Source organism: uncultured Frigoribacterium sp. (genome assembly GCF_963515265.1).
Taxonomy (GTDB): Bacteria; Actinomycetota; Actinomycetes; order Actinomycetales; family Microbacteriaceae; genus Frigoribacterium.
Window position 1 is genome coordinate 1 of sequence record NZ_CAUPYL010000004.1, and the last position, 23,549, is coordinate 23,549.

17 protein-coding genes are annotated in these 23,549 nt (G+C 68.9%); 6 read left to right on the top strand and 11 right to left on the bottom strand.

From position 1 onward, the window contains the following. Nucleotides 1–1,436: DEAD/DEAH box helicase (locus RWM17_RS01015; RefSeq protein ID WP_314100682.1), on the top strand; the 1,436-nt coding region annotated here is incomplete at its 5' end. A 144-nt stretch (nucleotides 1,437–1,580) separates the two neighbouring features. Here RWM17_RS01015 and RWM17_RS01020 read toward each other — a convergent pair. Beyond that, entirely contained in the window at nucleotides 1,581–2,087 is a 507-nt protein-coding gene (locus tag RWM17_RS01020) for a mycothiol transferase (RefSeq protein WP_314100683.1), read from the bottom strand. 63 nt (nucleotides 2,088–2,150) lie between these two features. After that, entirely contained in the window at nucleotides 2,151–2,666 is a 516-nt protein-coding gene (locus RWM17_RS01025; RefSeq protein WP_314100684.1) for a MarR family transcriptional regulator, read from the bottom strand. Between the two features lie 319 nt (nucleotides 2,667–2,985). Between RWM17_RS01025 and RWM17_RS01030 the strand changes: the two genes are divergently transcribed. From RWM17_RS01030 to RWM17_RS01040, 3 genes are all read left to right on the top strand, one after another. Next, nucleotides 2,986–3,603, top strand: a complete 618-nt coding sequence (locus tag RWM17_RS01030) for a hypothetical protein (protein WP_123548784.1) — start codon at nucleotides 2,986–2,988, stop codon at nucleotides 3,601–3,603. 327 nt (nucleotides 3,604–3,930) lie between these two features. Further along, nucleotides 3,931–5,571: a signal peptidase I gene (locus tag RWM17_RS01035; protein ID WP_314100685.1), complete on the top strand. Its 1,641-nt coding sequence runs from the start codon at nucleotides 3,931–3,933 to the stop codon at nucleotides 5,569–5,571. A gap of 58 nt (nucleotides 5,572–5,629) precedes the next feature. Continuing rightward, nucleotides 5,630–6,613 (top strand): magnesium and cobalt transport protein CorA, encoded by a 984-nt coding sequence (locus RWM17_RS01040; RefSeq protein WP_314100686.1) that lies wholly within the window; start codon nucleotides 5,630–5,632, stop codon nucleotides 6,611–6,613. A gap of 398 nt (nucleotides 6,614–7,011) precedes the next feature. On the opposite strand, the gene RWM17_RS01045 is transcribed toward RWM17_RS01040, so the two are convergent. The 5 genes from RWM17_RS01045 to RWM17_RS01065 form a co-directional block, all read right to left on the bottom strand. Next, the gene (locus RWM17_RS01045; protein WP_314100687.1) at nucleotides 7,012–8,679 is read right to left on the bottom strand and encodes an alpha-glucosidase; all 1,668 of its coding nucleotides are present in this window, start codon (nucleotides 8,677–8,679) and stop codon (nucleotides 7,012–7,014) included. Nucleotides 8,680–8,774: 95 nt separating this feature from the next. Next, nucleotides 8,775–9,728: a carbohydrate ABC transporter permease gene (locus RWM17_RS01050; protein ID WP_314100688.1), complete on the bottom strand. Its 954-nt coding sequence runs from the start codon at nucleotides 9,726–9,728 to the stop codon at nucleotides 8,775–8,777. Then, nucleotides 9,728–10,681 (bottom strand): sugar ABC transporter permease, encoded by a 954-nt coding sequence (locus RWM17_RS01055; protein WP_314100689.1) that lies wholly within the window; start codon nucleotides 10,679–10,681, stop codon nucleotides 9,728–9,730. The genes RWM17_RS01050 and RWM17_RS01055 overlap by 1 nt, the downstream gene beginning before the upstream one ends. After that, a complete protein-coding gene (locus RWM17_RS01060; RefSeq protein WP_314100690.1) occupies nucleotides 10,681–12,072 on the bottom strand; it encodes an extracellular solute-binding protein in 1,392 nt (463 codons plus the stop codon). Before RWM17_RS01060 ends, RWM17_RS01055 begins: the two co-directional genes overlap by 1 nt. Nucleotides 12,073–12,272: 200 nt before the next feature. Continuing rightward, complete coding sequence (locus RWM17_RS01065; RefSeq protein WP_314100691.1) at nucleotides 12,273–14,591, bottom strand: alpha-galactosidase; 2,319 nt, start codon at nucleotides 14,589–14,591, stop codon at nucleotides 12,273–12,275. Nucleotides 14,592–14,688: 97 nt separating this feature from the next. Here RWM17_RS01065 and RWM17_RS01070 point away from each other — a divergent pair, with 97 nt between their 5' ends. Beyond that, nucleotides 14,689–15,993, top strand: coding sequence for an ROK family transcriptional regulator (locus RWM17_RS01070; RefSeq protein WP_314100692.1), 1,305 nt, complete (start codon nucleotides 14,689–14,691; stop codon nucleotides 15,991–15,993). Between the two features lie 81 nt (nucleotides 15,994–16,074). Here the strand turns inward: RWM17_RS01070 and RWM17_RS01075 are convergent, their stop codons facing one another. Beyond that, entirely contained in the window at nucleotides 16,075–19,938 is a 3,864-nt protein-coding gene (locus RWM17_RS01075) for a P-loop NTPase fold protein (protein ID WP_314100693.1), read from the bottom strand. A 450-nt stretch (nucleotides 19,939–20,388) separates the two neighbouring features. Between RWM17_RS01075 and RWM17_RS01080 the strand changes: the two genes are divergently transcribed. Continuing rightward, nucleotides 20,389–22,290: an ABC transporter ATP-binding protein gene (locus RWM17_RS01080; protein ID WP_314100694.1), complete on the top strand. Its 1,902-nt coding sequence runs from the start codon at nucleotides 20,389–20,391 to the stop codon at nucleotides 22,288–22,290. Between the two features lie 54 nt (nucleotides 22,291–22,344). Here RWM17_RS01080 and RWM17_RS01085 read toward each other — a convergent pair whose 3' ends face one another. From RWM17_RS01085 to RWM17_RS01095, 3 genes are all read right to left on the bottom strand, one after another. Further along, entirely contained in the window at nucleotides 22,345–22,521 is a 177-nt protein-coding gene (locus RWM17_RS01085) for a hypothetical protein (RefSeq protein ID WP_314100695.1), read from the bottom strand. A gap of 89 nt (nucleotides 22,522–22,610) precedes the next feature. Beyond that, the gene (locus RWM17_RS01090) at nucleotides 22,611–22,859 is read right to left on the bottom strand and encodes a DUF4287 domain-containing protein (RefSeq protein ID WP_314100696.1); all 249 of its coding nucleotides are present in this window, start codon (nucleotides 22,857–22,859) and stop codon (nucleotides 22,611–22,613) included. A 130-nt stretch (nucleotides 22,860–22,989) separates the two neighbouring features. Continuing rightward, nucleotides 22,990–23,433, bottom strand: coding sequence for a hypothetical protein (locus RWM17_RS01095; RefSeq protein ID WP_314100697.1), 444 nt, complete (start codon nucleotides 23,431–23,433; stop codon nucleotides 22,990–22,992). Nucleotides 23,434–23,549: the final 116 nt, after the last annotated feature.

The following is a 23,549-nucleotide window of genomic DNA, read 5'->3' on the forward strand; positions in this document are numbered from 1 at the left end:
GCTCGTACGACCGCGACGCCCGTGGCGGCCGCGACGATCGTGCGCCCCGCAGCTTCGACCGCGACAGCCGTGGCGGCCGCGACGATCGCGCCCCCCGCAGCTTCGACCGCGGCGACCGCGGCCCCGGCGCTGCCGAGCGCAACGATCGATCTGACTTCTACCCGAAGCGCGACCAGGGCACGCACTACTCGCCCGAGGACGACGTCAAGCTCGAGAAGCTCCAGGCGGAGGTGCTCACGGCGCAGGACGTCGAGGGCGTCAGCTTCGGCGACCTGGGCCTCGGCGACAACATCGAGCGCCAGCTGGCCTCGATGGGCGCCGCCGCCCCGTTCGCGATCCAGGCCGCGACGATCCCCGACGTGCTCGCGGGTCGTGACGTCCTCGGCCGCGGTCGCACCGGCTCCGGCAAGACCATCGCCTTCGGCGCGCCGCTCGTCGAGAAGCTGATGGAGAACAACGGCGCGAAGAACCGCAAGATGGGCCGTCGGCCCCGTGCGCTGATCCTCGCCCCGACGCGCGAGCTCGCGATGCAGATCGACCGCACCGTGCAGCCCATCGCCCGCTCGGTCGGCCTGTTCACCACGCAGGTCTACGGAGGCGTGCCCCAGGCCCGCCAGGTCGGCGCGCTGAACCGCGGCGTCGACATCGTGATCGGCACCCCCGGCCGCATCGAGGACCTGATCGACCAGGGCCGACTCGACCTCAGCGAGGTCGTCATCACCGTGCTCGACGAGGCCGACCACATGTGCGACCTCGGGTTCCTCGAGCCGGTGCAGCGCATCATCCGCGAGACCGCCCAGGTCAAGCCCAACGGCGACCGTGCCCAGAAGCTGCTCTTCAGCGCGACCCTCGACAAGGGCGTGGCGAAGCTCGTCGACGAGTTCCTCGTGAAGCCCGCCGTGCACGAGGTCGCCGGCGAGGACCAGGCCAGCTCGACGATCGACCACCGCGTGCTCGTCATCGAGCAGCGCGACAAGACGGCCGTCATCGAGCAGCTCGCGTCGGGCCCCGGCAAGACGCTCGTCTTCGCGCGCACCCGTGCGTTCGCCGAGCAGCTCACCGACCAGCTCGAGGACGCGGGCATCCGCGCCACCAGCCTGCACGGCGACCTGAACCAGGCCCGCCGCACGCGCAACCTCGGCCTGCTCACCAGCGGCAAGGTCAACGTGCTCGTCGCGACCGACGTCGCCGCGCGGGGCATCCACGTCGACGACATCGAGCTCGTCGTCCAGGCCGACATGCCCGACGAGTACAAGACGTACCTGCACCGCTCGGGCCGCACCGGCCGTGCCGGCAAGGAGGGCACCGTCGTCACGCTGATCACGCGTCCCCGTCGCCGCCGCATGGAGGAGCTGCTCGACCGCGCCGAGATCGAGGCCGAGATGATCGACGCCCGCTCGGGCGACGCCCTCGTCGACCAGCTGGCCGGCGTCTAGGCCGCACCGCACCTCCTTCGGGGCCCTGACGGGCGCTGAGCGACTCGACAGCGACGAACCTCCGTGGAACATCACGGAGGTTCGTCGCTTTCGCGTCGGTACGGGGCAGCCAGCCGCGCGGGCATGCGCGGACGTGCACGGGGGCTAGCGGCGGTCGAGCAGCCCGCGCACGTACGACGCCTGGCCGAGGTGCTGCATGCAGTCGCCGAGGATGCTCACGAGGCGCGAGCCAGCGGTGACGGGCGGGTCCCACGCGTCGTCGACGACGTCCGTGTACGAGGCGGCGTCCAGCCCCTCGAGGTAGCCGCGGGTGCGCAGCGTGACGGCCTCGAGGTAGGCGACGAGGAGGTGCGGCTCGGCACGCACCTCGCCCACCTCCGAGGGCGACTGGCCGTAGCCCATCTCGGCGTCGTCGAAGGGGAGCGCGAAGCGGTCGGCCCAGCCGTCGGTGGTCCACACCTGGTCGGAGGCGGCGAGGTCGGCGATCTGCACGTCCTGCCCGCGGGCGGTGTGCCAGACGAGCCAGGCGATGGTGTTCGCCTCGGAGTCCGGGCGCCAGGCCAGGTCGTCGACCGAGAGGCCGTCCACGGCGGCGGAGGCGATGGCGGGGAGGCGGTCGAACGCCTCGATGAGCACGTCGGAGGGAGTCATCGCGCCACCCTACGACCGGGCACGCGCAGGCGACCCAGATGAGGGCCGCGTACGGCCTGCCCGTCAGCTCGAGGCCTGCGCGCCCGTCGTGCCGTCGTCGACTGCCCGGCGCGTGAGGGAGTCGCCGATCGCACGCATCACCGACGCGAGGAAGTCGAGCTGGCGCGGGTCGATCGCGTCGCGGAAGGCGCTGCGGTAGAACTCACCCGTCTCGGCGACGGCGGCCTGGCCCTCGGGGGCCAGCTCGAGCACGACGCTGCGGCGGTCGGTGGGGTGCGCACGACGGGAGACGAAGCCGGCCTTCTCGAGCCGGTCGATGAGGCTGGTGGTCGCCCCGGTCGACAGCTCGAGCGCCTCGGCGGCGAGCTTCGGGGTGCTCTCGGGGTTGTTCGCGACGAAGACGAGGCAGGTGAGGTCGGTCGTCCCGATGCCGAAGTGGGTCGCGACGAGCCGCTCGACACGGGCGTTCTGCGCGAGGAGCGTCGAGAAGGCGCCGAGGACGTCGTCGACGTCGACGAGGCCGTCGTCGCCGAGGGGAGGAGCGGTGCCGGCGGCCGGCTGGGGAGAGATGTCGGTCATGCGTGCGCTCCAGAGGGGGAGGAGGTGCGGCGGAAGAAGAAGGGATCGCGTGCGGTCGGTGAGTCCGAGCGATGGTCGTCGCCTCACTATAGCTCGGTCGTCGAGCAACACGACAGAAAAGGTACCCCCCACCACTGGGGGCATCCCTCGGCTTGCAAGCTACTCGACACCCGAATAACTTGATTGTCGTACCACTTGGGCACCGAGCCACACGGACACCGAACCTCTCGACAACCGGGAAACACGGAGATCGAGATGCTCAGCCCCCACGAACTTCCCGAACTGACTCACCACCACTTCTCACCCCCTGGAGCCCACGATGTCCCGTCCCACCCCCCGCGCCGCTCGCCTCGCCGCCTGGATCGCCATCCCCGCCGCCCTCGTCGCCAGCGGCGTCGTCGTCTCGCAGGCTTCGTACTCGGCCTTCTCCTCGACCACGGTCAACCCGACCAGCAACTGGACCGCCGGCTCCGTCGCCCTGACCGACGACGACTCGAACACCGCGCTGTTCACGGCCACCAACCTCAAGCCCGGCTCGACCGGCACCAACTGCATCGCCGTCACCTCGACCGGCACGCTCGCCTCGACCGTCAAGCTCTACGGCACCGCCGCCGCGACGACGAACAACCTCGCCTCGAACATCACGCTCAGCGTCGTGCAGGGCACCGGCGGCGGCTTCGGCTCCTGCTCGGGCTTCACCCCCCTCGCCGCCGGCTCGTCGCTGTACAACGGCACGCTCGCCGGCTTCGGCACGAGCTACACGAACTTCAGCAACGGCGTCGGCAACTGGGCCCCCACGGGCACCACCGGCACCCAGACCACGACCTCGGAGACCCGCGTCTACCAGGTCTCGTACACGGTCTCGAACGCTGCGCCCAACACGACGCAGTCCGGCACCGCCTCGCTCGGCCTCACCTGGGAAGCCCAGAACAGCTAGAGCCGCCTCGACTCCCGTCGCCTCCCTCCCCCCGGGCGGCGACGGGGCACGACCCCGTCGCCGCCTTCCTCCCCCGTGGGCGTCGACGGGCCAGCTCCGCCGGCTTCCCGAACCCGCCGGCGGGCCACCTGCCCGGTCACCAGCCGGGCGCGCACCACGACGGCCCGGACCGTCGACGCAGGGGTCCGTGGGTCGCCCGATGACCCGCGGCCCCCTGGGGCGCAGCGCACCACCAGCCCCGCCAGCACCAGCCCAGCCCAGCCCCGCCAGCACCGCTCCCGCGCCCCACCAGCGCCGGCACCCGCACCGACCAGACAGGAGGACGCCATGACCACGTACGACGTCCCCCGTCACCCGGCCACCGCCTCCGTCGCGGCCGTCGGCGCCCGCGGCCACGAGACCAGCACCAGCGGCACCGCCAGCGCCCGCCTCGGCTGGCTCCGCATCGTCGTCGGCATCCTCTCGCGCACCGTGCTCGGCACCCTGGTCGGCCTGCTGCTCTGGGCCGCCGTCCCCGCCGTGATCGGCTGGACCCCCACCACCGTCATGACCGGCTCGATGGAGCCGCGCATCCACCCCGGGGACGTCGTCGTCGCCCGTCCGGTCGCGGAGTCGTCCATCCACCGCGGCCAGGTGCTCCTGTTCCAGGACCCCGACCACGCCGACCACCTTCGCCTGCACCGCTACGACGACAACGGCCAGGGCACGCAGATCGTCACCAAGGGCGACGCGAACCCCACCGCGGACTCGACCCCGATCGACCGCAGCGCCGTCGTCGGCGTCGGCTACCTCCGCGTGCCGTACATCGGCACCCCCTTCGTCTGGGCCGCCGGCCACCAGTGGGGCCACCTGCTCGTCACGGGCAGCGCGCTGATGCTCCTCGTGCTCGGCGCGCAGGCCGACCGCTCGCTGCGCCGCGAGCTGAAGGGCGAGGGCCGGGGCGAAGGAGGCGCCGCCAGCGCTCCCGAGGACGTGACCGGCACCTCCTCCGCGACCGGCACCTCCGGCGCCTCGGTCTCGGGCACCTCCACGGTCACCGTCTCCACGGGGCTCGTCCTCGCCTCCGTCGCTGCCGTCGACCCGGCCTCGCGTCGCAGCCTCCGCCTCGCCCACCGGCGTGAGCGCCACCTCCACCGCCTGCGCGGCGCCGCCGGCACCTTCGCCGTCGCCGGCCTCGTCGGCGGGCTCGCCCTCACGCTCGTCGTCTCGGGCGGGGCCGGTGCGGCCTTCTCGTCGCAGGCCGCGAACAAGACGAGCAGCTTCGCCGCGGCCTCGGCCTACGACTGCCTGATGCCCGCGGTCACCGACTCGCCCGTCTTCTCGTACGGCTACAACGAGGGATCCGGCACCGCCATCGTCGACAGCTCGTCCGCGGGCCGTGCCGGCACCCTGTCGGCCGGCGTCACCCGCGTCGCCGGAGCCTGCGGCTCCAGCCCCTACGTGACGCTGAACGGCACCTCCGGCCAGGTCACCACCAACGCCCCCGCCGTGCAGGCCCCGACCGCCTTCACCGTCGAGTCGTGGATCAACCTGCCCACGAACAGCACCGGCGGCAAGATCATCGGCTTCGGCAACCAGGCCAGCGGCCTGTCTGGCTCGTACGACCGCCAGCTGTGGGTCTCGGGCACCGGCGTGATCACCTTCGGCACCTACAACGGCGGCACCAAGACCGTCAGCACCACCAAGACCTACCGCGACGGAGCCTGGCACCACGTCGCCGGCACCGTCACCGCGGCGGGCGTGCTGACCCTCTACGTCGACGGCGCGGTCGTGGGCACCCTGTCGAACGCGCCGGGCGAGCCGAACACCGGCTACTGGCGCGTCGGCTACGACAACCTCGCCGGCTGGCCGAACATCCCCGCGAGCTCCGCGAACTACTTCTTCGGCGGCAGCCTCGACGACACGGCCGCGTACAACACGGCCCTTTCGGCCGCGACGATCGCGCAGCACGTCAAGAACGGCCGCTGAGCCGCCTCCGTCCCCTTCCCGTCCCGACCCCGGCCCGCCGGGCTGCGACACTGGCTGGATGCCCCTGCTGATCAACGACGTCTACGTCGACGGACGAGTCGCCGCGAGCCCCGACACGCTCGACGAGACCTACGCGGCGCTCGCCGAGACGCACGGCACCGCCTGGATGGTGCTGAGCGAGCCCGACGAGGCCGAGCTCGCCTCCTTGGCCGCCCGGTTCGACCTGCACGAGCTCGCCGTCGAGGACGCCGGCCACGGCCACCAGCGCGCCAAGCTCGAGCGCTACGGCACGACCCTGTTCGTCGTCGTGCGCCCGGCGGTGTACGTCGACGCCGAGGAGAGGGTCGCGTTCGGCGAGATCCACTTCTTCGTCGGGCCCGACTTCCTGATCGGCATCAACCACGTCTCGGACATCGACTCCCGGTACCTGGCGCGCAGCGTGTCGAGGCTGCGCGCCAAGCCCGACCTGCTGCGGGTGGGCCCGCAGGCGATCCTCTGGGCGGTGCTCGACGCGATCGTGGACGCGTACGCGCCGGTCGTCGAAGGGCTCGAGAACGACATCGACGAGATCGAGCAGCAGCTGTTCGCCGGTGAGGCCGGGGTCTCGCGCCGCATCTACGAGCTGTTCGGCGAGGTCGCGGACTTCCAGAAGGCCACCCGCCCGCTCGTCGGCATGCTCGACGGGCTGCTGCGCGGAGGCGAGAAGTACCAGGTCGGCACCGAGCTCGAGCGCCGGCTGCGCGACGTGCAGGACCACGTCATCCGCGTCGTCGACCGTGCCGACACGTTCCGCGCGGTGCTTCAGAACGCGCTGTCGCTGAACGCCACGCTCGTCGCCCAGGTGCAGAACGACGTCACCAAGCGCATCTCGGCCTGGGCCGCCATCCTCTTCGCCCCGACGCTGATCGGCGCGATCTACGGCATGAACTTCGACGTGATGCCCGAGCTGCACTGGGAGTACGGCTACCCGTTCGCCCTCGCGCTGATGGTGGGCATCGGCGGCGGGCTCTGGGGCGCGTTCAAGCTGAAGCGCTGGCTGTAGGCCGCGCCGCCGGAGCGCTGCTGTGGGAGGCGCGTCCGCGCTGGCGGCAGGCACTGCGACCGCGTCGCCGCGGGGTCGCACCCCTTCGAACCCGCGCGCACCCCGCTGCGCGCACGAGGGGGTCGCGCGACCCCTCGTGCACCCCACTGCGCGCACGAGGGATCGCGCGGCTTCGCCGGGTGCGGACGAGCTGCACCTCCGACCCGGCGCTGCCCCCTCGGAACGTGGGGTGCAGCGCTGGACGGGGGGTGTAGCTCGCGGTGGGAGACCCGCGCCTGCGAATTCCGGAACCCCGGCCCCGGGGTTCCTGAACCGTGCACGGATCAGGAACCCCGTGCCCCCTGTTGCGCGGATCAGGACGGATCTTCCTGAATGAGGAGGGGGCGAGGAGGCGGGGGTCAGGCGCGCAGGACTCGCACCTCCCAGGGCGCGAGCGTGAGCGACCCGGGGCCGTGCGGCACGTTGCTGACGAGCGCCTCGGGGACCGACCGGCGCCGCAGCACCGGGTCGAGCCCGGGGTCGAGGTCGTACGGCTCGCCCGACCAGTTCGCGAGCACGAGCAGGCGCTCGTCGCCGAGCGTGCGCGTGAACGCGTAGAGCCGCTCGTCGTCGGGCGCGAGCATCGCGAAGTCGCCGAGCTGCACCACCGGCAGCTCGTGCCGCAGCGCGATCAGCCGCCGGTAGAACTCGAAGACGCTGCGGTCGCCGGAGGCGCGGTCGGCCTCGACGTTCAGCTCGGCCGAGTTCGGGTTCACGCCGATCCACGGGGTCCCCGTCGTGAAGCCCGCGGAGGCGCCCGCCGACCACTGCACCGGCGTGCGGGCGTTGTCGCGGCTGCGGAAGCGGAGCGCCTCGAGGACGTCGGCCTCGGAGGCTCCGGCGGCCAGCGCCTCCTCGTGCCAGTTCAGCGTCTCGATGTCGCGGTACTGGTCGATCGAGGTGAAGCCGGCGTTCGTCATGCCGATCTCGTCGCCCTGGTAGACGTACGGAGTGCCGCGGTGGAGGTGCAGCACGGCGGCCAGCATCGTCGCCGACTCGTACCGGTGGGCACCGTCGTCGCCGAAGCGCGAGACGCTGCGGGGCTGGTCGTGGTTGCCGAGGTAGAGGCTGTTCCAGCCGCGCTCGGCGAGGCCCTCCTGCCAGCGGCCGAGCGACCGCTTCAGGTCGGTCAGCGCGAGCGGCACGTTGTCGAACTTCGAGTCGGGGCCGCGGTCGAGGTCGACGTGCTCGAACTGGAACACCATGTCGAGCTCGCTGCGCGCCTGGTCGGTGAAGAGCGCGGCGTCGTCGACCGTCACGCCGGGCATCTCGCCGACCGTGATGAGCTGGCGGTCGCCGCGGTGGGCGAAGACCTCGCGGTGCATCTCCTGCAGGTGCTCGTGGATCGCCGGGTCCATCACGAACGCCGGCGAGCCGGCCGCGAGCGACTCGGGGGTCTTGGCGATGAAGTTGATGACGTCCATCCGGAAGCCGTCGACGCCGCGGTCGAGCCAGCGGTTCATCATCGCGTAGACGGCCGCGCGCATGTCCGCGTTCTGCCAGTTGAGGTCGGGCTGCTTCGTCGCGAACATGTGCAGGTACCACTCGCCGGTCGCCTCGTCGAGCTGCCAGGCAGGGCCGCTGAAGGCGCTGCGCCACTCGGTCGGCAGCGACCCGTCGTCCGACTGCGGACGCCAGACGTACCAGTCGCGCTTGGGGCTGTCGACGGACGACCGCGACTCGGTGAACCAGGCGTGCTCGTCGCTCGTGTGGTTGACGACGAGGTCCATCACGAGCTTCATGCCGAGCCCGTGCACCTCGGCCAGCAGCTCGTCGAACTCGTCGAGCGTGCCGAACAGCGGGTCGATGTCGTCGTAGTCGCTGATGTCGTAGCCGGCGTCGGCCTGCGGCGAGCGGTAGATCGGCGACAGCCAGATCACGTCGACGCCGAGGTCGTGCAGGTGCCCCAGCTTGCTGCGGATGCCCCCCAGATCGCCCACGCCGTCGCCGTCGCCGTCGGCGAAGCTGCGGGGCCAGATCTGGTAGACGGTGGCGGACGTCCACCAGGGTGCGTCGGTGTGCGGCACCGCTCCTCCTTCGGTCGTGCCCCCGGCAGGGGACGGGGTCGTGTCTCGAGTGTGGTCTCGGCCGCCGTCATCGGCCTGCGGCGTGCGTGCGTCGGTCACTTGGTCGACCCCCGCATCACGCCGCTGACGACCCACTTCTGCGCCACGATGTAGACGACCAGCAGCGGCGCCAGGGCCATCAGGTACGAGGCGAAGGCGACCGTGTAGTTCGTGTTGAACTGGCCCTGGAAGATGAACTGCGCCAGGGGCAGCGTGCGCGCCGACGGGTCGGAGAGGATCACGAGCGGCAGCAGGAAGTCGTTCCACGCCCAGACGCAGGTGAGGATGCCGACCGTGGCGTTCATCGGCGCCAGCAGCGGGAACACGACCTTCCAGAAGACGCCCCAGGTGCTGGCGCCGTCCATGCGCGCCGCCTCCTCGAGCTCGATCGGGATCGAGTTGATGTAGGCGGTGAAGATGAAGATGTTGAACGACAGCCCATAGACGGTATAGAGCAGCACGAGCCCGACGGGGGTGTCGAGGCCGAGCAGCGCCGTCTCCTTCACCACCGGCAGCATGATGATCGGGAACGGCACGAAGATCGCGGCCAGGAAGTAGAAGTACAGCCCGCGGAAGAACTTCTTGTGCATGTTGCGCGCGATGGCGTAGGCCACCAGCGAGTTCGTGAAGAGCGTCAGCACGACGGCCCCGACGGTGATGAGCGCCGTGTTCAACAGCGCCTGCGGGAAGTTCGTCAGCTGGTACGCGTCGACGAAGTTCTGCCAGCGGATCTCGGTCGGCAGCTCGAAGCCGGTGCCGCCCAGCTGGTCGGGCGTCTTCAGCGACGTCACGATCGTGAAGTACAGGGGGAGGAGCACCGTCAGCGAGCAGACGACGATCAGTGCGGTGAGCCACCAGTTGGTGCCTCCCGTGCCGCCGTCGAGGCGACGCCGGCGACGCGACCTCGGGGGCGTGCCTGCCGGCCCCGTGCCGACGCCGTCGGAGCTGCCGGGGTCGACGGGGCTGGTGGTGGTCTGGAGGGCCTCAGCGCCCTGGATCGTCGAGCTCATCAGAACGACGCCTCTCTGCGCTGGAGGAAGCGCAACTGGATGAACGACACGAGGATGATGACGGCGAGGTACAGCACGGCGTTGGCCATCTGGTAGCCGTACTCGCCGCCCTGGAACCCGCCGCGGAAGATGACGAGCGCGATCGACTCGGTCGACGTGCCGGGGCCGCCGTTCGTCAGGGCGACGATCTGGTCGAACACCTGCAGGAACGACTTGAACGAGAGCACCATGTTGATGGTGAAGTAGGCGCCGATCAGCGGGAACGTGATCGAGCGGAACTGCCGCCACGACGACGCGCCGTCGATGCCGGCCGCTTCGTACAGCTCGGCGGGGATGGTCTGCAGCCCCGCCAGGTAGAGGATCACGTTGAACGCGCACGCCTGCCACACCGTCGTGATGACGATGCCGACCCAGGCCCACTGCGGGTCGGCCAGGATGTTGGCGCCCGGCAGCCCGATCGACTGCAGGATCGTCGGGAACGAGTTCGCGAACAGGTAGTTGAAGACGTAGCCGATGATGAGGATCGCCAGCACGTAGGGGATGAAGAAGATGCCCCGGAACGCGGTGCGGAACTTGATCCGCGAGTTGAGGCCGAGCGCGATGGCGAGCGAGATCACGTTGACGGCGATCGTCGACACGATGGCGAACCCGAACGTGAACAGGTACGACGCGATCACCCGGTCGTCGCGGAACAGGTTGAGGTAGTTCGAGAGCCCGACGAAGCTCCACGTGCCGTAGCCCGCGTAGTTGGTGAGGCTGAAGAACATGCCCGTGACGACGGGGATCGTGTGCAGGCCGAAGAAGATGACGACGGCCGGCACGACCATCCAGTAGAAGGCGCGGGGCGTCTTGCCCTGGCCGGCGCGGCGCGTGGGGGCGTGCTTCCCGGAGGAGGCGCGGCTCGGCCCCTCGGGGCCGGCGTCGGTCGTCGGCCGCGGTGCGGTGGCGGTCATCACTTGCCTTCTCTCTGTGTGGTGGTGCGGGCGGCCACCTTGCTCCACTCGTCGTCGAGGTCGGTGAGGAACTCGTCCACGTCGCCGGTGATGACCAGGGTCTGCAGCATGTTGACCAGCGGGATCGACGCGGGCACCTGGTGGTCGATGAAGCCGATGATCCGGCCGCTCGTGAAGTACGGCTCGAGCCCCGCGAGGGCAGGGTCGGTGTTGGGCTCGGCGTCGACGAGGGGCGAGAAGGTGGACTGCGACTCCGAGTAGGCCTGCACCACCTCGGGCGACATGAGGTAGTCGACGAAGCGCTGCGCCTCCTCCTTGTTGTCGCTGTCCCGGCCGATCGAGAGGCCGACGTCGACGCCGGACACGGCGATGCGGTCGTCGGCGTTCTCGGTCACCGGGTAGGGGAAGGTGCCGATGGAGGCGTCGGGCGCGTTGGCGCGGATCGCCGGGATCGCGTACGAGCCCTGCAGGTACATCGCCGACTCGCCCTTCGCGAAGGCGAGGTTGCCGGCGTTGTAGTCGCGGCTGGCGAAGTCGTCCTGGCAGTACGAGAAGAGCTGGGTCTGCTTCTCCATGGCGGGGCCGAAGTCCTTGCTGAACGACACGGCGCCGTCCTGCACGTCGGAGCCCTCGGCACGGAGGTCGTCGAAGAAGCCGTCGGGCATCAGCGCGCCGCCGAGGTTGACGAAGGCGGGGCCGGCCGTCCACGCGTCCTTCATCGTGCAGTAGAACGGCGCGATGCCGGCCTGCTCGAAGGTGTCGGCGGCGGCGATCAGCTCGGTCCACGTCGTGGGGACCTCGACGCCCTGCGCCGCGAAGATGTCGGGGTTGTAGATGATGCCCGAGGCGTTGTTGGCGAAGGGGAGGGCGTTGACCTCCTGGCCGCTGCCCTGGTCGCAGCTGCCGAGGTCCTGCACGATCTCCTGCACGGCGGGGTTCACCGTGTCGGCGGAGGGCTCGTCGCTGAGGTCGGCGAAGACGCAGGCCCGCGCCAGCTCGGCGAAGTTGCCGCTGACGTTGAGCGTCAGCACGTCGGGCACCTTGTTCTTGACGAGCAGGGTGCGGATCGCCGTGTCGGCGTCGGGCACGGCGTTCTGCACCACGCGGATGTCGGGGTTCTCGGCCTCGAAGTCGGTGATGATGTCGGCGAAGTCCTGCACCGCCTCCGGCTTGAACTGGAAGAAGTCGAGCGTCGTGACGCCGTCGGCGTCGGGGCCGCTGCTCGGCGCACAGCCGGTGAGGCCGGCGAGGACGACGGCGGTGCCGAGCGCGGCTGCGGCGAGGCGGCCGCGGTGCGGGCGCGTGCTGTGGTGCTGCCCGCGTGGGCCGTCGTGCTGCGCGCGCCTGCGGTCGCCGTGGCTCTGGCCGGGGGAGTGGGATCGGGGACTCACTGTGCGCCTCCTTGCGCTGGGGGTGCGGCCGGGGCCGCGTGGGTCGTGCTGGTGCTGGGTCGTGCGGGGCGCCTCCTCGGAATTCAGGAGGTGCCGGTCGGGGAGTCCTGAATGGTGCACGGATCAGGACGATCGGTCTCCCCCTCGCGAGGATCAGGCTTGATGTTCCTGAATGAGGAGAGGAGAGGAGAGGAGCGGGGCTAGAGGGCGGTGGCCTCGAGCAGGACGAGCTGCTCGGGGAAGAGGACCGGGGCCTGCACGCCGCCGAGACGGAGGGCGCGACCGGTGAGGACGACCCCGTCGAGGGCCCAGGCGAGCGGGGACTGGCCGGGGCCGCCGACGGAGGCGGTCGGCGCCACGAGGGCGACGCGGTACTCGCGGTCGTCGTCGAGGCCCGGCAGTGTGACCGGGCCGGCCGGGTACATCGCGCTCGTCGCGACCTGCGTGAACGTGTAGAGCGCGCGGCTGCGGTCGGCGGCGACGACCCCGCGCAGGTCCATGCCGGGGTCGGGCAGGTCGGCGTGGACGACGACTCCCGTGTGGAGGAGCGACCGGTTCGCCTTGTGCACCGCGATCCAGGCGGCGAGCTCGTCGAGGGTCGCGTCGTCGACGTCGGGCGAGCTGATGTCCCACTCGACGCCGAAGTGGCCGGGCAGGGCGACTCCCGCACGGAACGAGAGGTCGTGACGACGTCCGGTCGAGTGCGAGCGCGGCCCGCTGACGTGGGCGCCCATCAGCTCGTAGGGCACGAGCAGGCCTGTGTGCTTCTGGTTCACGAGGCGCTCCATCGGGTCGATGCAGTCGCTCGTCCAGATGCGGTCGGTGTGGTCGAGGATCCCCAGGTCGACCCGGGCCCCGCCGGAGGCGCAGCTCTCGATCTCGACGCCGGGGTGACGGCTGCGCAGCTCGTCGAGCAGGCGGTAGAGCGCGACGACGTTCTCGTGGACCGCCGGTCGTGCCGGGGCGCCGGCGCCCGCCTCCAGCAGGTCGCGGTTGTGGTCCCACTTCAGGTAGGCGATGTCGTGGTCGCTGAGCAGCGCGTCGAGCTTGCCGAGGATGTACGCGAACGCGTCGGGGTTCGAGAGGTCGAGCACCTGCTGCTGGCGGGCGATCGCGGGCAGGCGCCCTTCGCCGGGCCCGAGGATCCACTCGGGGTGCGCCCGGGCGAGCTCGCTGTCGGGGCTGACCATCTCGGGCTCGACCCAGATGCCGAACTGCATGCCGAGGTCGGTGACGTGGTCGATGATCGGCGCGAGCCCGTCGGGCCAGACCGTCTCGTCGACCCACCAGTCGCCGAGGCTCGTGGTGTCGTCACGGCGGCCGTGGAACCAGCCGTCGTCGAGCACGAAGCGCTCGATCCCGACGCGGGCTCCCGCGTCGGCGAGGGCGCTGAGGCGGCCGAGGTCGTGGTCGAAGTAGACGGCCTCCCACGTGTTGAGGGTCACGGGACGCGGCGTCGCCGGGTGGTTCGGGCGGGAGCGGAGGAGGCGGTGGAACCGTGCCGAGAGCTCGGTGAGTCCGTCTCCCCACGAGCCGAGCGCCTCCGGCGTCTCGTAGCTCTCGCCGGGCCCGAGCCGGATCTCGCCCGGGGCGAGCAGTTCGGCCACGCGGGTGTGGGTGGCGCCGGTGACGATGCGCTCGACGCTGACGCGGTGGTTGCCGCTCCAGGCGAGGTGGGCGGCGTGGACGAGTCCGCGCTCGAAGCCGAAGCCGGGGGTGCCGGTGGCGACGAGCAGGGTGGCGTCGGCTCCGGGGCGGCCGCGGCGGCTCTCGCGGTCGTAGCGGCCGATCGTGAGGTCGTGGCGCTGGGGGGTGCGCTCCCGGAGGTGGCGACCGGTGGTGTCGAGCACCTCGCCGGCGGTGTGCGGCAGGGGGAAGCTCGCCGCGAGCTCGCCGAGCTCGTAGGTGGCGGCGGTGTCGAGTGCGGCGGCGGCGGAGGCGTCGAGCTCGCGGGCGTCGTCGCCGGTCGAGCCGGCCGCGGTGTTGGTGAGGCGGAGGCGCTGGTGCAGCAGGCCGTGGGGGTCGAGACGCAGGGTGATCGTGATGCGGAGTTCGGCGGCGGTGTCGTCGGCCGTGATGGTGACGACTGTGCCGGAGGTGCCCGTGACGCCGGTGCCGCTGTCGCTGCTGGGGGTGACACCGGTCTCGGTGGTGTCGTGCGCCTCCTGCGTGGTGCCTTCGACGTCGGTGCCGTTCTCGGCGACGTCGAGGTCGGTGACGGTGAAGGCGGGCGAGAAGGAGGCGCCGGCACGGCTGCCGAGGAGTCCGGGGGTGCCCTGCCAACCGTCGGACTCGAGGGGGAGGAGCGTGAGGCGGGCGGGCTCGTCGATGGCGCCGGAGGTGCGCTGGGGGCGGGAGGCGAGGACGACCCCGGCGAGGGCGGCGGCGCTGAGCTCGCCGAGGTCAGGGCCCCAGTGGGCGATGCTCGGAAGGCCGGGGCCGGAGGTGTCGAGGACGACGCTCGTGCCTCCCTGGCGGAGGTGGAGCTCTGTCGTGCGGACTTCGGTGCGACGCTGCATGGGTTAGTTCTACGACGGAAGTAATAGGGCTGTCAAGTGCTTGCGGAAAGCCGGATGGCGCCTCCTTTTCGTTCGGCCTGGAAGATATGCTCGGCGCATGACGACGACCACGGAGCCGGTGCTGGGCGAGTCCGGGCGTGAGCTGGTGCGCGAGGTGCTGATCCACGGGCCGATCGCGCGGGCGGAGTTGGGGCGTCGGCTGGGCCTGTCACCGGCGAGCCTCACGCGGTTGAGCAAGCCGTTCTTGGACCGCGGCCTCTTCGTCGAGGGAGCCGTCGAGCTCGCCGGAGCCGTCGGCCGCCCCGCCAAGCCGCTCGACGTGCGGGTCGACCTGCAGCGCTTCGTCGGCATCAAGCTGACCGGTGACCAGGCCCTCGGCGTGCTGACCGACCTGCGGGCCAAGACGCTGGGCGAGCACGTCGCCGACCTCGCCGGGCACTCGCCCGAGGAGGTGGTGGAGGCGCTGGCTGCGGTGGTGGAGGCGCTCGCCGGGTCGGGTGGTGACGGTCGCGCTGTCGGGGGCGGTGTTGTCGTTGCCGCTGGCGGCGGCAGCGGGGGTGGTGTTGCTGCTGAGCCTGATCCGTCACGTGACGGATCAGCCGAGGCGAGCGTTGCTGGCGCTGGCGCTGGCGCTGGCGCTGACGCTGGCGGCGTCGTGGAGCTCGCGGGTGTCGGGGTGAGCATCGGCGGGAAGGTGACCGGGCAGCAGGTGGTGCTGCGCGCGCCGTTCCTCGAGTGGCGTGAGGTGGACCTCGGCGGGATGCTGTCGCGGCGGCTCGGGCTGCCGGTCGTCGTCGAGAACGACGTGGTGGCGCTGACGGAGGCCGAGCGCTGGTTCGGTCTCGGACGGGGGATCGACGACTTCGCCGTCGTGACGACCGGTGCCGGTGTCGGCTACGGGCTGGTGATCCACGGGAGGCAGGTCATCACGCCCGACACGGGGCTCGGTCTCGGTGGGCACTTCCCCCTCGACCCCACTGGTCCGATCTGTGCCGACGGGCACCGGGGCTGCTCGACGGCGATGCTCTCGACGACGAGCATGTGCGCCTCGGCGGCCGTCGGCCTCGGCCGGCTGGTCAGCTACGAGGAGCTGCTCGAGCTCGCCGCCTCCGGCAACGCGGTCGCGGTGCAGGTCGTCGGCACGGCCGGCCGGTCGCTCGGCCGGATGATCGCCGCGGTCGCGAACCTCACGATGGTCGGGACGGTCGTGCTCTCGGGCGAGGGCATCGGCCTGGTCGACGTCCCCGTCGCGGCGTCGGAGCTGCGTGCCGGCATCGCCGCCGACCGAGACCCCGACGCGTCGGAGGTGCGCGTCCTCACCGGGGACGCCGACTTCGGTGCCTGGGCGCGGGGTGCTGCGGCGGTGGCGGTACAGGCGCGGATCGGCGCCCTCGGGGGCTGACGCTCCAACCAGCGCGATACACATGCGATTCAAGCCAAGGCTTCATTAGTAGCTGCCGGTGGCGTCACGCACCATCGACAGCTATCCACCAAGCCCAAAGGCCTTCTTGGCAATGCCAAATGCAACTCTTGCTGCGGCGTCTTTCCGCGGGCCCCGGCGGTCCAATTCGCGGTGTGCTGCCTCTCTCAACATCGGTCCCGATCTCGCCATAGCTCCCAACGCCTCGGCTGCGGAGTTGTTCGGGTTGCTTGTCGTCCATCGTGCTATAGCGGCGACAACATGGGGGGCTAGATGCTCGTCAAAGGACGGGGTCGCGTCTGCGGCTGCAACTAGAGGGCCAGTGGCGACTGAATCGCTGGCTGAGCCATGTGCCCAAGCGCTGATGACGATATCTGCTAGCGAACGAGTGGCCTCAGCATCAAGAACGGTGAGGACAGACGTCCATGCACGTGCGGGAAGGGCATCTATGTGTTCGCTGATCTGCTCCTGGGCTATTAATATCGCCTGCTCGGCAAAAATTGAACCAAGGGTGCTTGCGTAAGTTGTCAAAAGGCGGTGCACTGTTGAGTCCTTATACGCCTTAGCGCCAACCTCCATTAGCATGGCATACGCGGCCTCGTCGGGTGAGTCGACGATTCGCAGCCACGCAACAATTGCCTCGTCCAACGTTCGGTTTGTTGATAGTGCAACCTCGGCCGTGAGCGCCCCAGAGACGTTGCCGATCGCATCGGCAGCTGTGTCCGCCTCGTCTGCGCTCAGAGCGTCCTTAACAGCCGCTTCGATCATCAGTTGGAACGATGCGGGTGCGCTTCCAGGAAGGAGTCCTGCTGCGAATCGTATGACTTCTACATGCATGAGCTCGGCGCCCGAGGTGGCGAGGTGGGCCGCCACGTCAGGTCTCGCCTCCGGTCCCCAGTTGATCTTCATCAGGGCAGCCAGCGAAACATCTCGTGTTGACGAGTAGGGCACCAGGGTGTTGGCGATCCGCGAAGCGGCTGATTTCTGCCGGGAAGTACTCACGCCAGGGCCAGAAAGAAGCACGACCAGCGCGTCGAGAGGATCGCTGTTCGACCTACTAAGCTCCCCCTCGACAGTCTCTATTATACGCTCGACAGATGAAGCCCCATACTTCGTTGATGTAAATGCTGTGACTTTAGCGACAGCTGCACTTCTGGTCTCATCATCAACAGAAACAAGCATTACGGCCAACGTATCGGCTAGTCGCGTCTGATCCTCCTCCAGAAGATCATCGACCATAGACACAAGCAAGTCCCACTCGCGTTGCACGTCTGCCTGCGTCGCGTAGTTCTCGAAGGACTTGAGTACGGCCGACACCACGGGTGTCAGTGCTTCAGGGAATGGTTTTAAGGCCCGCGCTAGCGGCTCTGTGAAGTCGTCGATCCAGCTGAACTGATCGCAACTCAGGGCCAGCAAGTTTCCTATGGATTGTCGAAGGGTTATCTTGTTGCCATCGACAACCCGGTGCCAAGATTGGCTGTTCTGCAAGGCAAGCAAGAGCAGAGGTTTGCTCTCTGCCAAGTAGTCCTCATCCGCTCCTGTGACAAATTTGCCAGCCGATATTGATTTGCTGGTTACATCAAATGCCAACGAAGCCAAGGCCTTCGCATTTGTCAGCCGCATGTTTGCGATGACATCGAACGCGATGGCCGCGCTCACAGATCCGTGCGACCCAATCAGCTGCTTCAGGGTGGGCAACACGCTTTCGATTTCAAGTTGAGGTGCAGACTGCCTCGCAAGCAGTGCAACCGTCGCCCTGATTTCCGGGCTGGCGTCTTGATCAACCCTCCCCAATATTTCAAGGTGCGTCCAAAGTGCCAAAGCCCTGACCTCGGCGTTGACGTTGTGGAGAAGGGCTGGGCCAACGTCGGCCAGTTGATGTAGGTCTGCCTCTGTGCCTAATAAGGCGATCGCAAGCTCGATTCGCGTTCGCATTTCAGCCGATGAGGCAAGGGCCGAAACCATATTAGGCCGCGCTTGAATTAGGGCAATACTCCAATCCAAGTCGCTTATTCCTTGCTCGAGTAGCGCTTGTTCCAGTGTTCTTTCGTGGGGCGCACTAGCCGCGCCAGCGAGACGGGATAGACCCTCGGCAGTAAATTCGGGATTGGTGCTGCGTCGCATGGATATAGCCATGGCTTCGGCAAAACCATTAAGCCACCGCTGATCGCTTGTAGCTGACGCCGCTGTGATGAGAACAGACAGGGCATTATCTAATTCAGGCCCGGACAGGGAGTCGACGGTCGTCCTGATTAAGCTTAGAGCCTTGCTAACATCGGGCCCATCGCTTGCCTCGCGCACATATGCCAGGAAGTCTCCCGACAAACCGTTCGCGAGCATTGACTTGACTTTTCGGACAGTGGCACTTCCCACGGAGCGGTCAATTTCGTCTTGGCCCAGGTATATGAACGGCAGTAGATCGTCGACACCTTCAACCCAGCCTGCGGTGCGAGATGCAAAGGCTTGCAGCGCTTTGAAGTCAGGGCTGGCGTCGTCCTTGTACCCAAGTGAAGATGCCAAGCTGACGTCCTCGAATATTTCTTTCCCCATCCGAGCGGATGCCTCAAGCGTCGCCAATAATTCGGTGTCGGTTGAGAACGCACGATAAAACTTTGGGAAGTCGAGTCGGAGGACGGCCAATCTTGCAAGAGTCAAAGGGAAGTTGGTAACGGTTCCCTTTGCCATGGACTGGACTCCCGGACGGGCCTCTCTAAGCAAGGCAAGCCGGTAGTCGGCGAGAAATGCGTTCAGAAGTCGAATCACGTGTCTTGGATTGGCCACCCCGTCATAAATGAGGACCTGAACGACGGATTCCAAATGCAGCTCGAGGTTGGCGAGGGACGGGTGCTTAGCTGCAGTGAGAAGGTCCCGCGCATAGGCCTTCAGATCGGCGAAAGCATGGGGTGGCATCTGCTGACGATGGGTGAATAGCCGGCTGAGGTATTCGGAGATCACTCCATCGTCGTCTTTGCTAAGTCCAGCCAGGGACGGGCTCGAATTCTTGATGGCACGCGCTATGACATCTTCGTCGGCGCTTACGATAAACGCTGGCTGGCGTGAGCACGTGAGTTGAAAGCTTCGAACAGCATTAAGCGCGGGTAAGACGTCGTGGTCCCCGAGGCGGTCAATGTCGTCGATTGCCACAACAATATCATCGTCAATGAGCTCGACTAGGCGAGCGAAAACGCGCTCATACTCGTCGGCCGCTTCGACGCGTGGCCGTAGGCGATTAACGAGGCCGGGCTTGAATGCGGCACCGAGGACGCTTGGCGCGTGGGTCGCGCTCAAGCTGATAACGGTCGAGATGACAGGTGTGGCTGCCGCAATGGCTACGCCCGCCACTGTCCAGGTCCAAAAGTCTTCAGCGACGGGAACGCCAGATAACAGCGCCAAGCAGAATGCGAGGGCGAGTAGAACGAGTGCGACAACTGTCAGCATCAGGGCCCGCCTAGCTAGGGATTGCCCCACCTGGCTCACCCAACGAGTTGTTGCGCGAACGGCCGGGCTAAGCCGCCAGTCTGTGGTCTGCTGGGCCGTTGAAAAGCTCAACAGTTCTAACTCATCTTCGATTTGTCCCCGACGCAGCAGCCTTGACCGTTCAACCGCTTCGGCGAAGGCAAAGACGAAGGCACGGTGAAACTCTGAAATTTCATGCCGCTCGGCAGAGATGCGGAGGACGACCCGTTGTCCCGCGAGCCTCTCCTCTAGAAGCTCAATAACACTGCTCTTGCCTACCCCAAAGCCGCCAAGAAGGCCGATCATAACTCGGCCTCGGTTTGACCGAATGGCCGTCTCGAGATTGTTGGCTAGGTCGCGGTGGCCAAAGGAATCGTGCGATTCGGTCGACACTGGCACATCGGAGAAAAACCAAGGCGTGCTCTCGCGAGCTTCATTGGGCATGTGAGACATAGTCTCATTCTGAGACATGCCTGCTGCCTCTAGGCGGAGGTTCGGGCCGGTTGTTTGCTTTATGGCTGCTTAGGCTCTAGCCGTGTCACGGCGTTAGCTGTGCCGGGCCGCACGTTGTCGCTGTGGGCCGCGGAGCTGAGTCAGGGTTGCTCTCGACGTCGGCGTCCACGTCTGTTGCCACAACATGCCCAAGGCTGCCGGGGCCCGTGATCACGACTGACCCTTAGCGCCTGAACGCGGTCAACGGCCCTAGCGAAGCGAACAACTCACCTCGAAGGCGCTCGGCTAGTGGCTCCAGAACAGACACGCCGGGGGCTCTCGGCAACTGCGCCCCCACCACCGCCCACACATCCGCCCCCACCCGAGTTGACTCGTGGTGCCCCCTCACGCCGCCCAGGGGGAGAACCCGCGAACCCCGGGACGGCCCGCCGCAGACGTCGGGCCTGCACCCCACGGAAGGAACCACCCATGAGCATGGAAGGCGCGGCCTGGAGCTCGCTCTACAAGATCTCGTCCGCGAGGGACGGCAAGCACGGCATCTCCCGCGAGTCCGTCAAGCGGATCATGACGTTCGCCGTGCCCTACCGGACGAAGCTCGTCATCTTCATCGCGCTCTCCGTCGTGGGAGCGTTCCTCGCCGTCGCGACACCGGTGCTGGCCGGCCGCGTGGTCGACGTCATCGTCGCGAAGGGCGAGGTGTCGATGATCGTCCGGCTCGCCGGCCTCATCGCCGTCGTGGCCGTGGCCGACGCCGGCGTCTCGCTCCTGACCCGCTGGTTCTCGGCCCGGATCGGCGAGGGCGTCATCCTCGACCTCCGCACCGCCGTCTTCAACCACGTCCAGAAGATGCCGATCGCGTTCTTCACCCGCACCCGCACGGGCGCCCTCGTCAGCCGCCTCAACAACGACGTCATCGGCGCCCAACAGGCCTTCAGCGGCACGCTCTCCGGCGTCGTCACCAACGTCGTCGCACTGGTCCTCACCCTCATCGTCATGCTCAGCACCTCCTGGCTGGTGACGGTGCTCGCCGTCATCATGCTGCCGATCTTCCTGATCCCCGCCCGGCGCATGGGCAGCCGCCTCGCGGCCCTCCGCCGCGAGGCCGCCGACCACAACTCCGCGATGAGCACCCAGATGACCGAGCGCTTCTCGGCCCCGGGCGCCACCCTCGTCAAGCTCTTCGGCCGTCCCGACGAGGAGGCGGAGGAGTTCCGCGTGCGCGCCGCCCGTGTCCGAGACATCGGGGTCCGCAGCGCACTGCTGCAGTTCGTCTTCGTCACTGCGCTGACGCTCGTCTCCGCCCTGGCCCTCGCCCTCGTCTACGGCCTCGGCGGCTTCCTCGCCCTCGCCGGCCAGCTCGACACCGGCGAGGTCGTCACCCTGGCGCTCCTCCTCACCCGCCTCTACGTGCCGCTCACCGGCCTCGCGAGCGCCCGGGTCGAGATCATGAGCGCCGTCGTCAGCTTCGAGCGCGTCTTCGAGGTGCTCGACCTGAAGCCGCTGATCCAGGAGAAGCCGGCCGCCGCCTCCGTCCCCGAGGGCCCGGTGAGCGTCGAGTTCGACGACGTCCGGTTCGCGTACCCGTCCGCGGACAAGGTGTCGCTCGCCTCCTTGGAGGAGGTCTCGACCCTCGACACCCGCGGCGGCGAGGAGGTGCTGCACGGCGTCTCGTTCCGCATCGAGCCGGGGCAGACCGTCGCCCTCGTGGGCACGTCGGGTGCCGGCAAGTCCACGATCGCCCAGCTGCTCTCGCGCCTGTACGACGTCGACAGCGGTGCCGTGCGCCTCGCCGGCGCCGACGTGCGCGACGTGACCTTCGCCTCCATGCGCCACACCCTGGGCATGGTGACGCAGGACGGCCACCTGTTCCACGAGACCATCCTGAGCAACCTGCGCCTGGCGAGGCCGGAGGCGACCGAGGACGAGGTGTGGGACGCCGTCCGACGGGCGCGGCTCGAGCCGCTGATCCGTTCGCTGCCGGACCAGCTCGACACGATGGTGGGGGAGCGGGGCTACCGGCTCTCGGGAGGCGAACGCCAGCGCATGACGATCGCCCGCCTCCTGCTGGCCCAGCCTCGCGTCGTCATCCTCGACGAGGCGACCGCGGCGCTCGACTCGACCTCGGAGGCCGCCGTGCAGGCGGCGCTGAGCGAGGCGCTCGAGGGGCGGACGGCGATGGTGATCGCCCACCGCCTCTCCACCATCCGCAGCGCCGATCTGATCCTCGTGGTCGAGGACGGCTCCATCGTCGAGCGCGGCACGCACGACGAGCTGCTCGCCGCGGCCGGCCGCTACGAGGAGCTGCACCGCACCCAGTTCGCCGTGCAGAAGGACGTCGCGCCCGACGAGGAGGCGGCGGTCCGGCCGTAGGACCGGCTCGGCCCGGTTCGGGTCAGCGGTCGCGCTCTGACCTCAGCAAGGGCGTCAGAGCACGGCGTAGGCGATGACGGCGGCCGCGACCACGCCCGCTGCGCAGTACGCCGACAGCGTTCGGCGTGACATGGACCGGTCTGCGCGGATGTCCCTCACGCCCAGCACGATCGCCACGACGGCGATGACGACCGCCACCGCGACGCCCACGAGGATCACCGTTCGCATCACGGGTCGACCGTAGTGCTCCCTTCCCCGTGGCGGCCGATCACGTCTCGTGCAACCAGCAGGTCGGGGCGTCGGGTCGCCCGCGCACCGGGTCAGGCGCGGGCGGTTCGCACGTAGGCGACGATCGCGTTCGCGTGGCCGTGGCCCAGGCCGTGCTCGGACTTCAGCCAGGTGACGACCTGCATGTGGGAGTCGCTGTCGAGCCGCTCGTTCACGAGGTCGAGCCACTCCTGGATCGGGCGCCCGTAGGTCTTCTCGATGCTCGGGAAGTACGACGCGGGGCCCTTCGGCTTGGCGCCGTCGGCGGGCGGCTCGGGCGCGAGGACGCGGTCTGCGGTCATGGCACAGAGGGTAGCGGCCGGGTCGGCCGAGTGCGTCGTGTCCCGTCCTGTTCCGAGCATCCCGTCCCGCCAGGACGCGACGGGATGCTCGGAACGAGACGGGACACCTCCCCGTCCGACGAGCGGCGCCTCAGCCGAGGCGGGGGCTGTGCTCGCGCTGCCGGCCTGCGCGCGGGCGGCCTGCCCGCTGCGTGACGGCCGACAGGACGTAGGCCGCGGCGAGGGCGGCATGGACCAGCGCCGAGACGACCGCGACGGCCGCCCCGGCGTCGTCGGTGACCAGGGCGAGGACCGTGCTCAGCCCCTGGACCGTGAAGAACACCGCCATGACGACGCTGGAGGTCACCCCGCCGGTGAGGCGCCAGGCCGGACGAGGAGGCGCGGTCGGCTCGTCGTCCGCCCGGAAGGTCCGCCCGCAGAAGACGACCGTCGCGACCGTGACGGCCAGGAGCGTGAGGGCCCCTGCGGTGGGGCCGAGCACGAACGCGGCGAGGAACCCGAGGGCGAGGCCGAGGATCACTGCCACCAGGACGACGCCGAACTTCGTGGTGGCCGCGGTGATGCGGAGTGCCATGTCGCTCCCGTCGTGAGGGGACGTGTCGGTCACTCGACTCTAGGGGCCGACCAGGTCGACGTCCCGAGCGGGAGCCCCCGGAGGACACGGGGACTCCCACTCGTTCCTGTCAGCAC

Coding starts and splice junctions, on each gene's coding strand:
- RWM17_RS01020 (WP_314100683.1), bottom strand. CDS start 2,087: ATGACTCCCTCCGACGTGCTCATCGAGGCGTTCGACCGCCTCCCCGCC.
- RWM17_RS01080 (WP_314100694.1), top strand. CDS start 20,389: ATGAGCATGGAAGGCGCGGCCTGGAGCTCGCTCTACAAGATCTCGTCC.
- RWM17_RS01030 (WP_123548784.1), top strand. CDS start 2,986: ATGTCCCGTCCCACCCCCCGCGCCGCTCGCCTCGCCGCCTGGATCGCC.
- RWM17_RS01090 (WP_314100696.1), bottom strand. CDS start 22,859: ATGACCGCAGACCGCGTCCTCGCGCCCGAGCCGCCCGCCGACGGCGCC.
- RWM17_RS01095 (WP_314100697.1), bottom strand. CDS start 23,433: ATGGCACTCCGCATCACCGCGGCCACCACGAAGTTCGGCGTCGTCCTG.
- RWM17_RS01035 (WP_314100685.1), top strand. CDS start 3,931: ATGACCACGTACGACGTCCCCCGTCACCCGGCCACCGCCTCCGTCGCG.
- RWM17_RS01055 (WP_314100689.1), bottom strand. CDS start 10,681: ATGACCGCCACCGCACCGCGGCCGACGACCGACGCCGGCCCCGAGGGG.
- RWM17_RS01025 (WP_314100684.1), bottom strand. CDS start 2,666: ATGACCGACATCTCTCCCCAGCCGGCCGCCGGCACCGCTCCTCCCCTC.
- RWM17_RS01075 (WP_314100693.1), bottom strand. CDS start 19,938: ATGTCTCAGAATGAGACTATGTCTCACATGCCCAATGAAGCTCGCGAG.
- RWM17_RS01070 (WP_314100692.1), top strand. CDS start 14,689: ATGACGACGACCACGGAGCCGGTGCTGGGCGAGTCCGGGCGTGAGCTG.
- RWM17_RS01065 (WP_314100691.1), bottom strand. CDS start 14,591: ATGCAGCGTCGCACCGAAGTCCGCACGACAGAGCTCCACCTCCGCCAG.
- RWM17_RS01050 (WP_314100688.1), bottom strand. CDS start 9,728: ATGAGCTCGACGATCCAGGGCGCTGAGGCCCTCCAGACCACCACCAGC.
- RWM17_RS01040 (WP_314100686.1), top strand. CDS start 5,630: ATGCCCCTGCTGATCAACGACGTCTACGTCGACGGACGAGTCGCCGCG.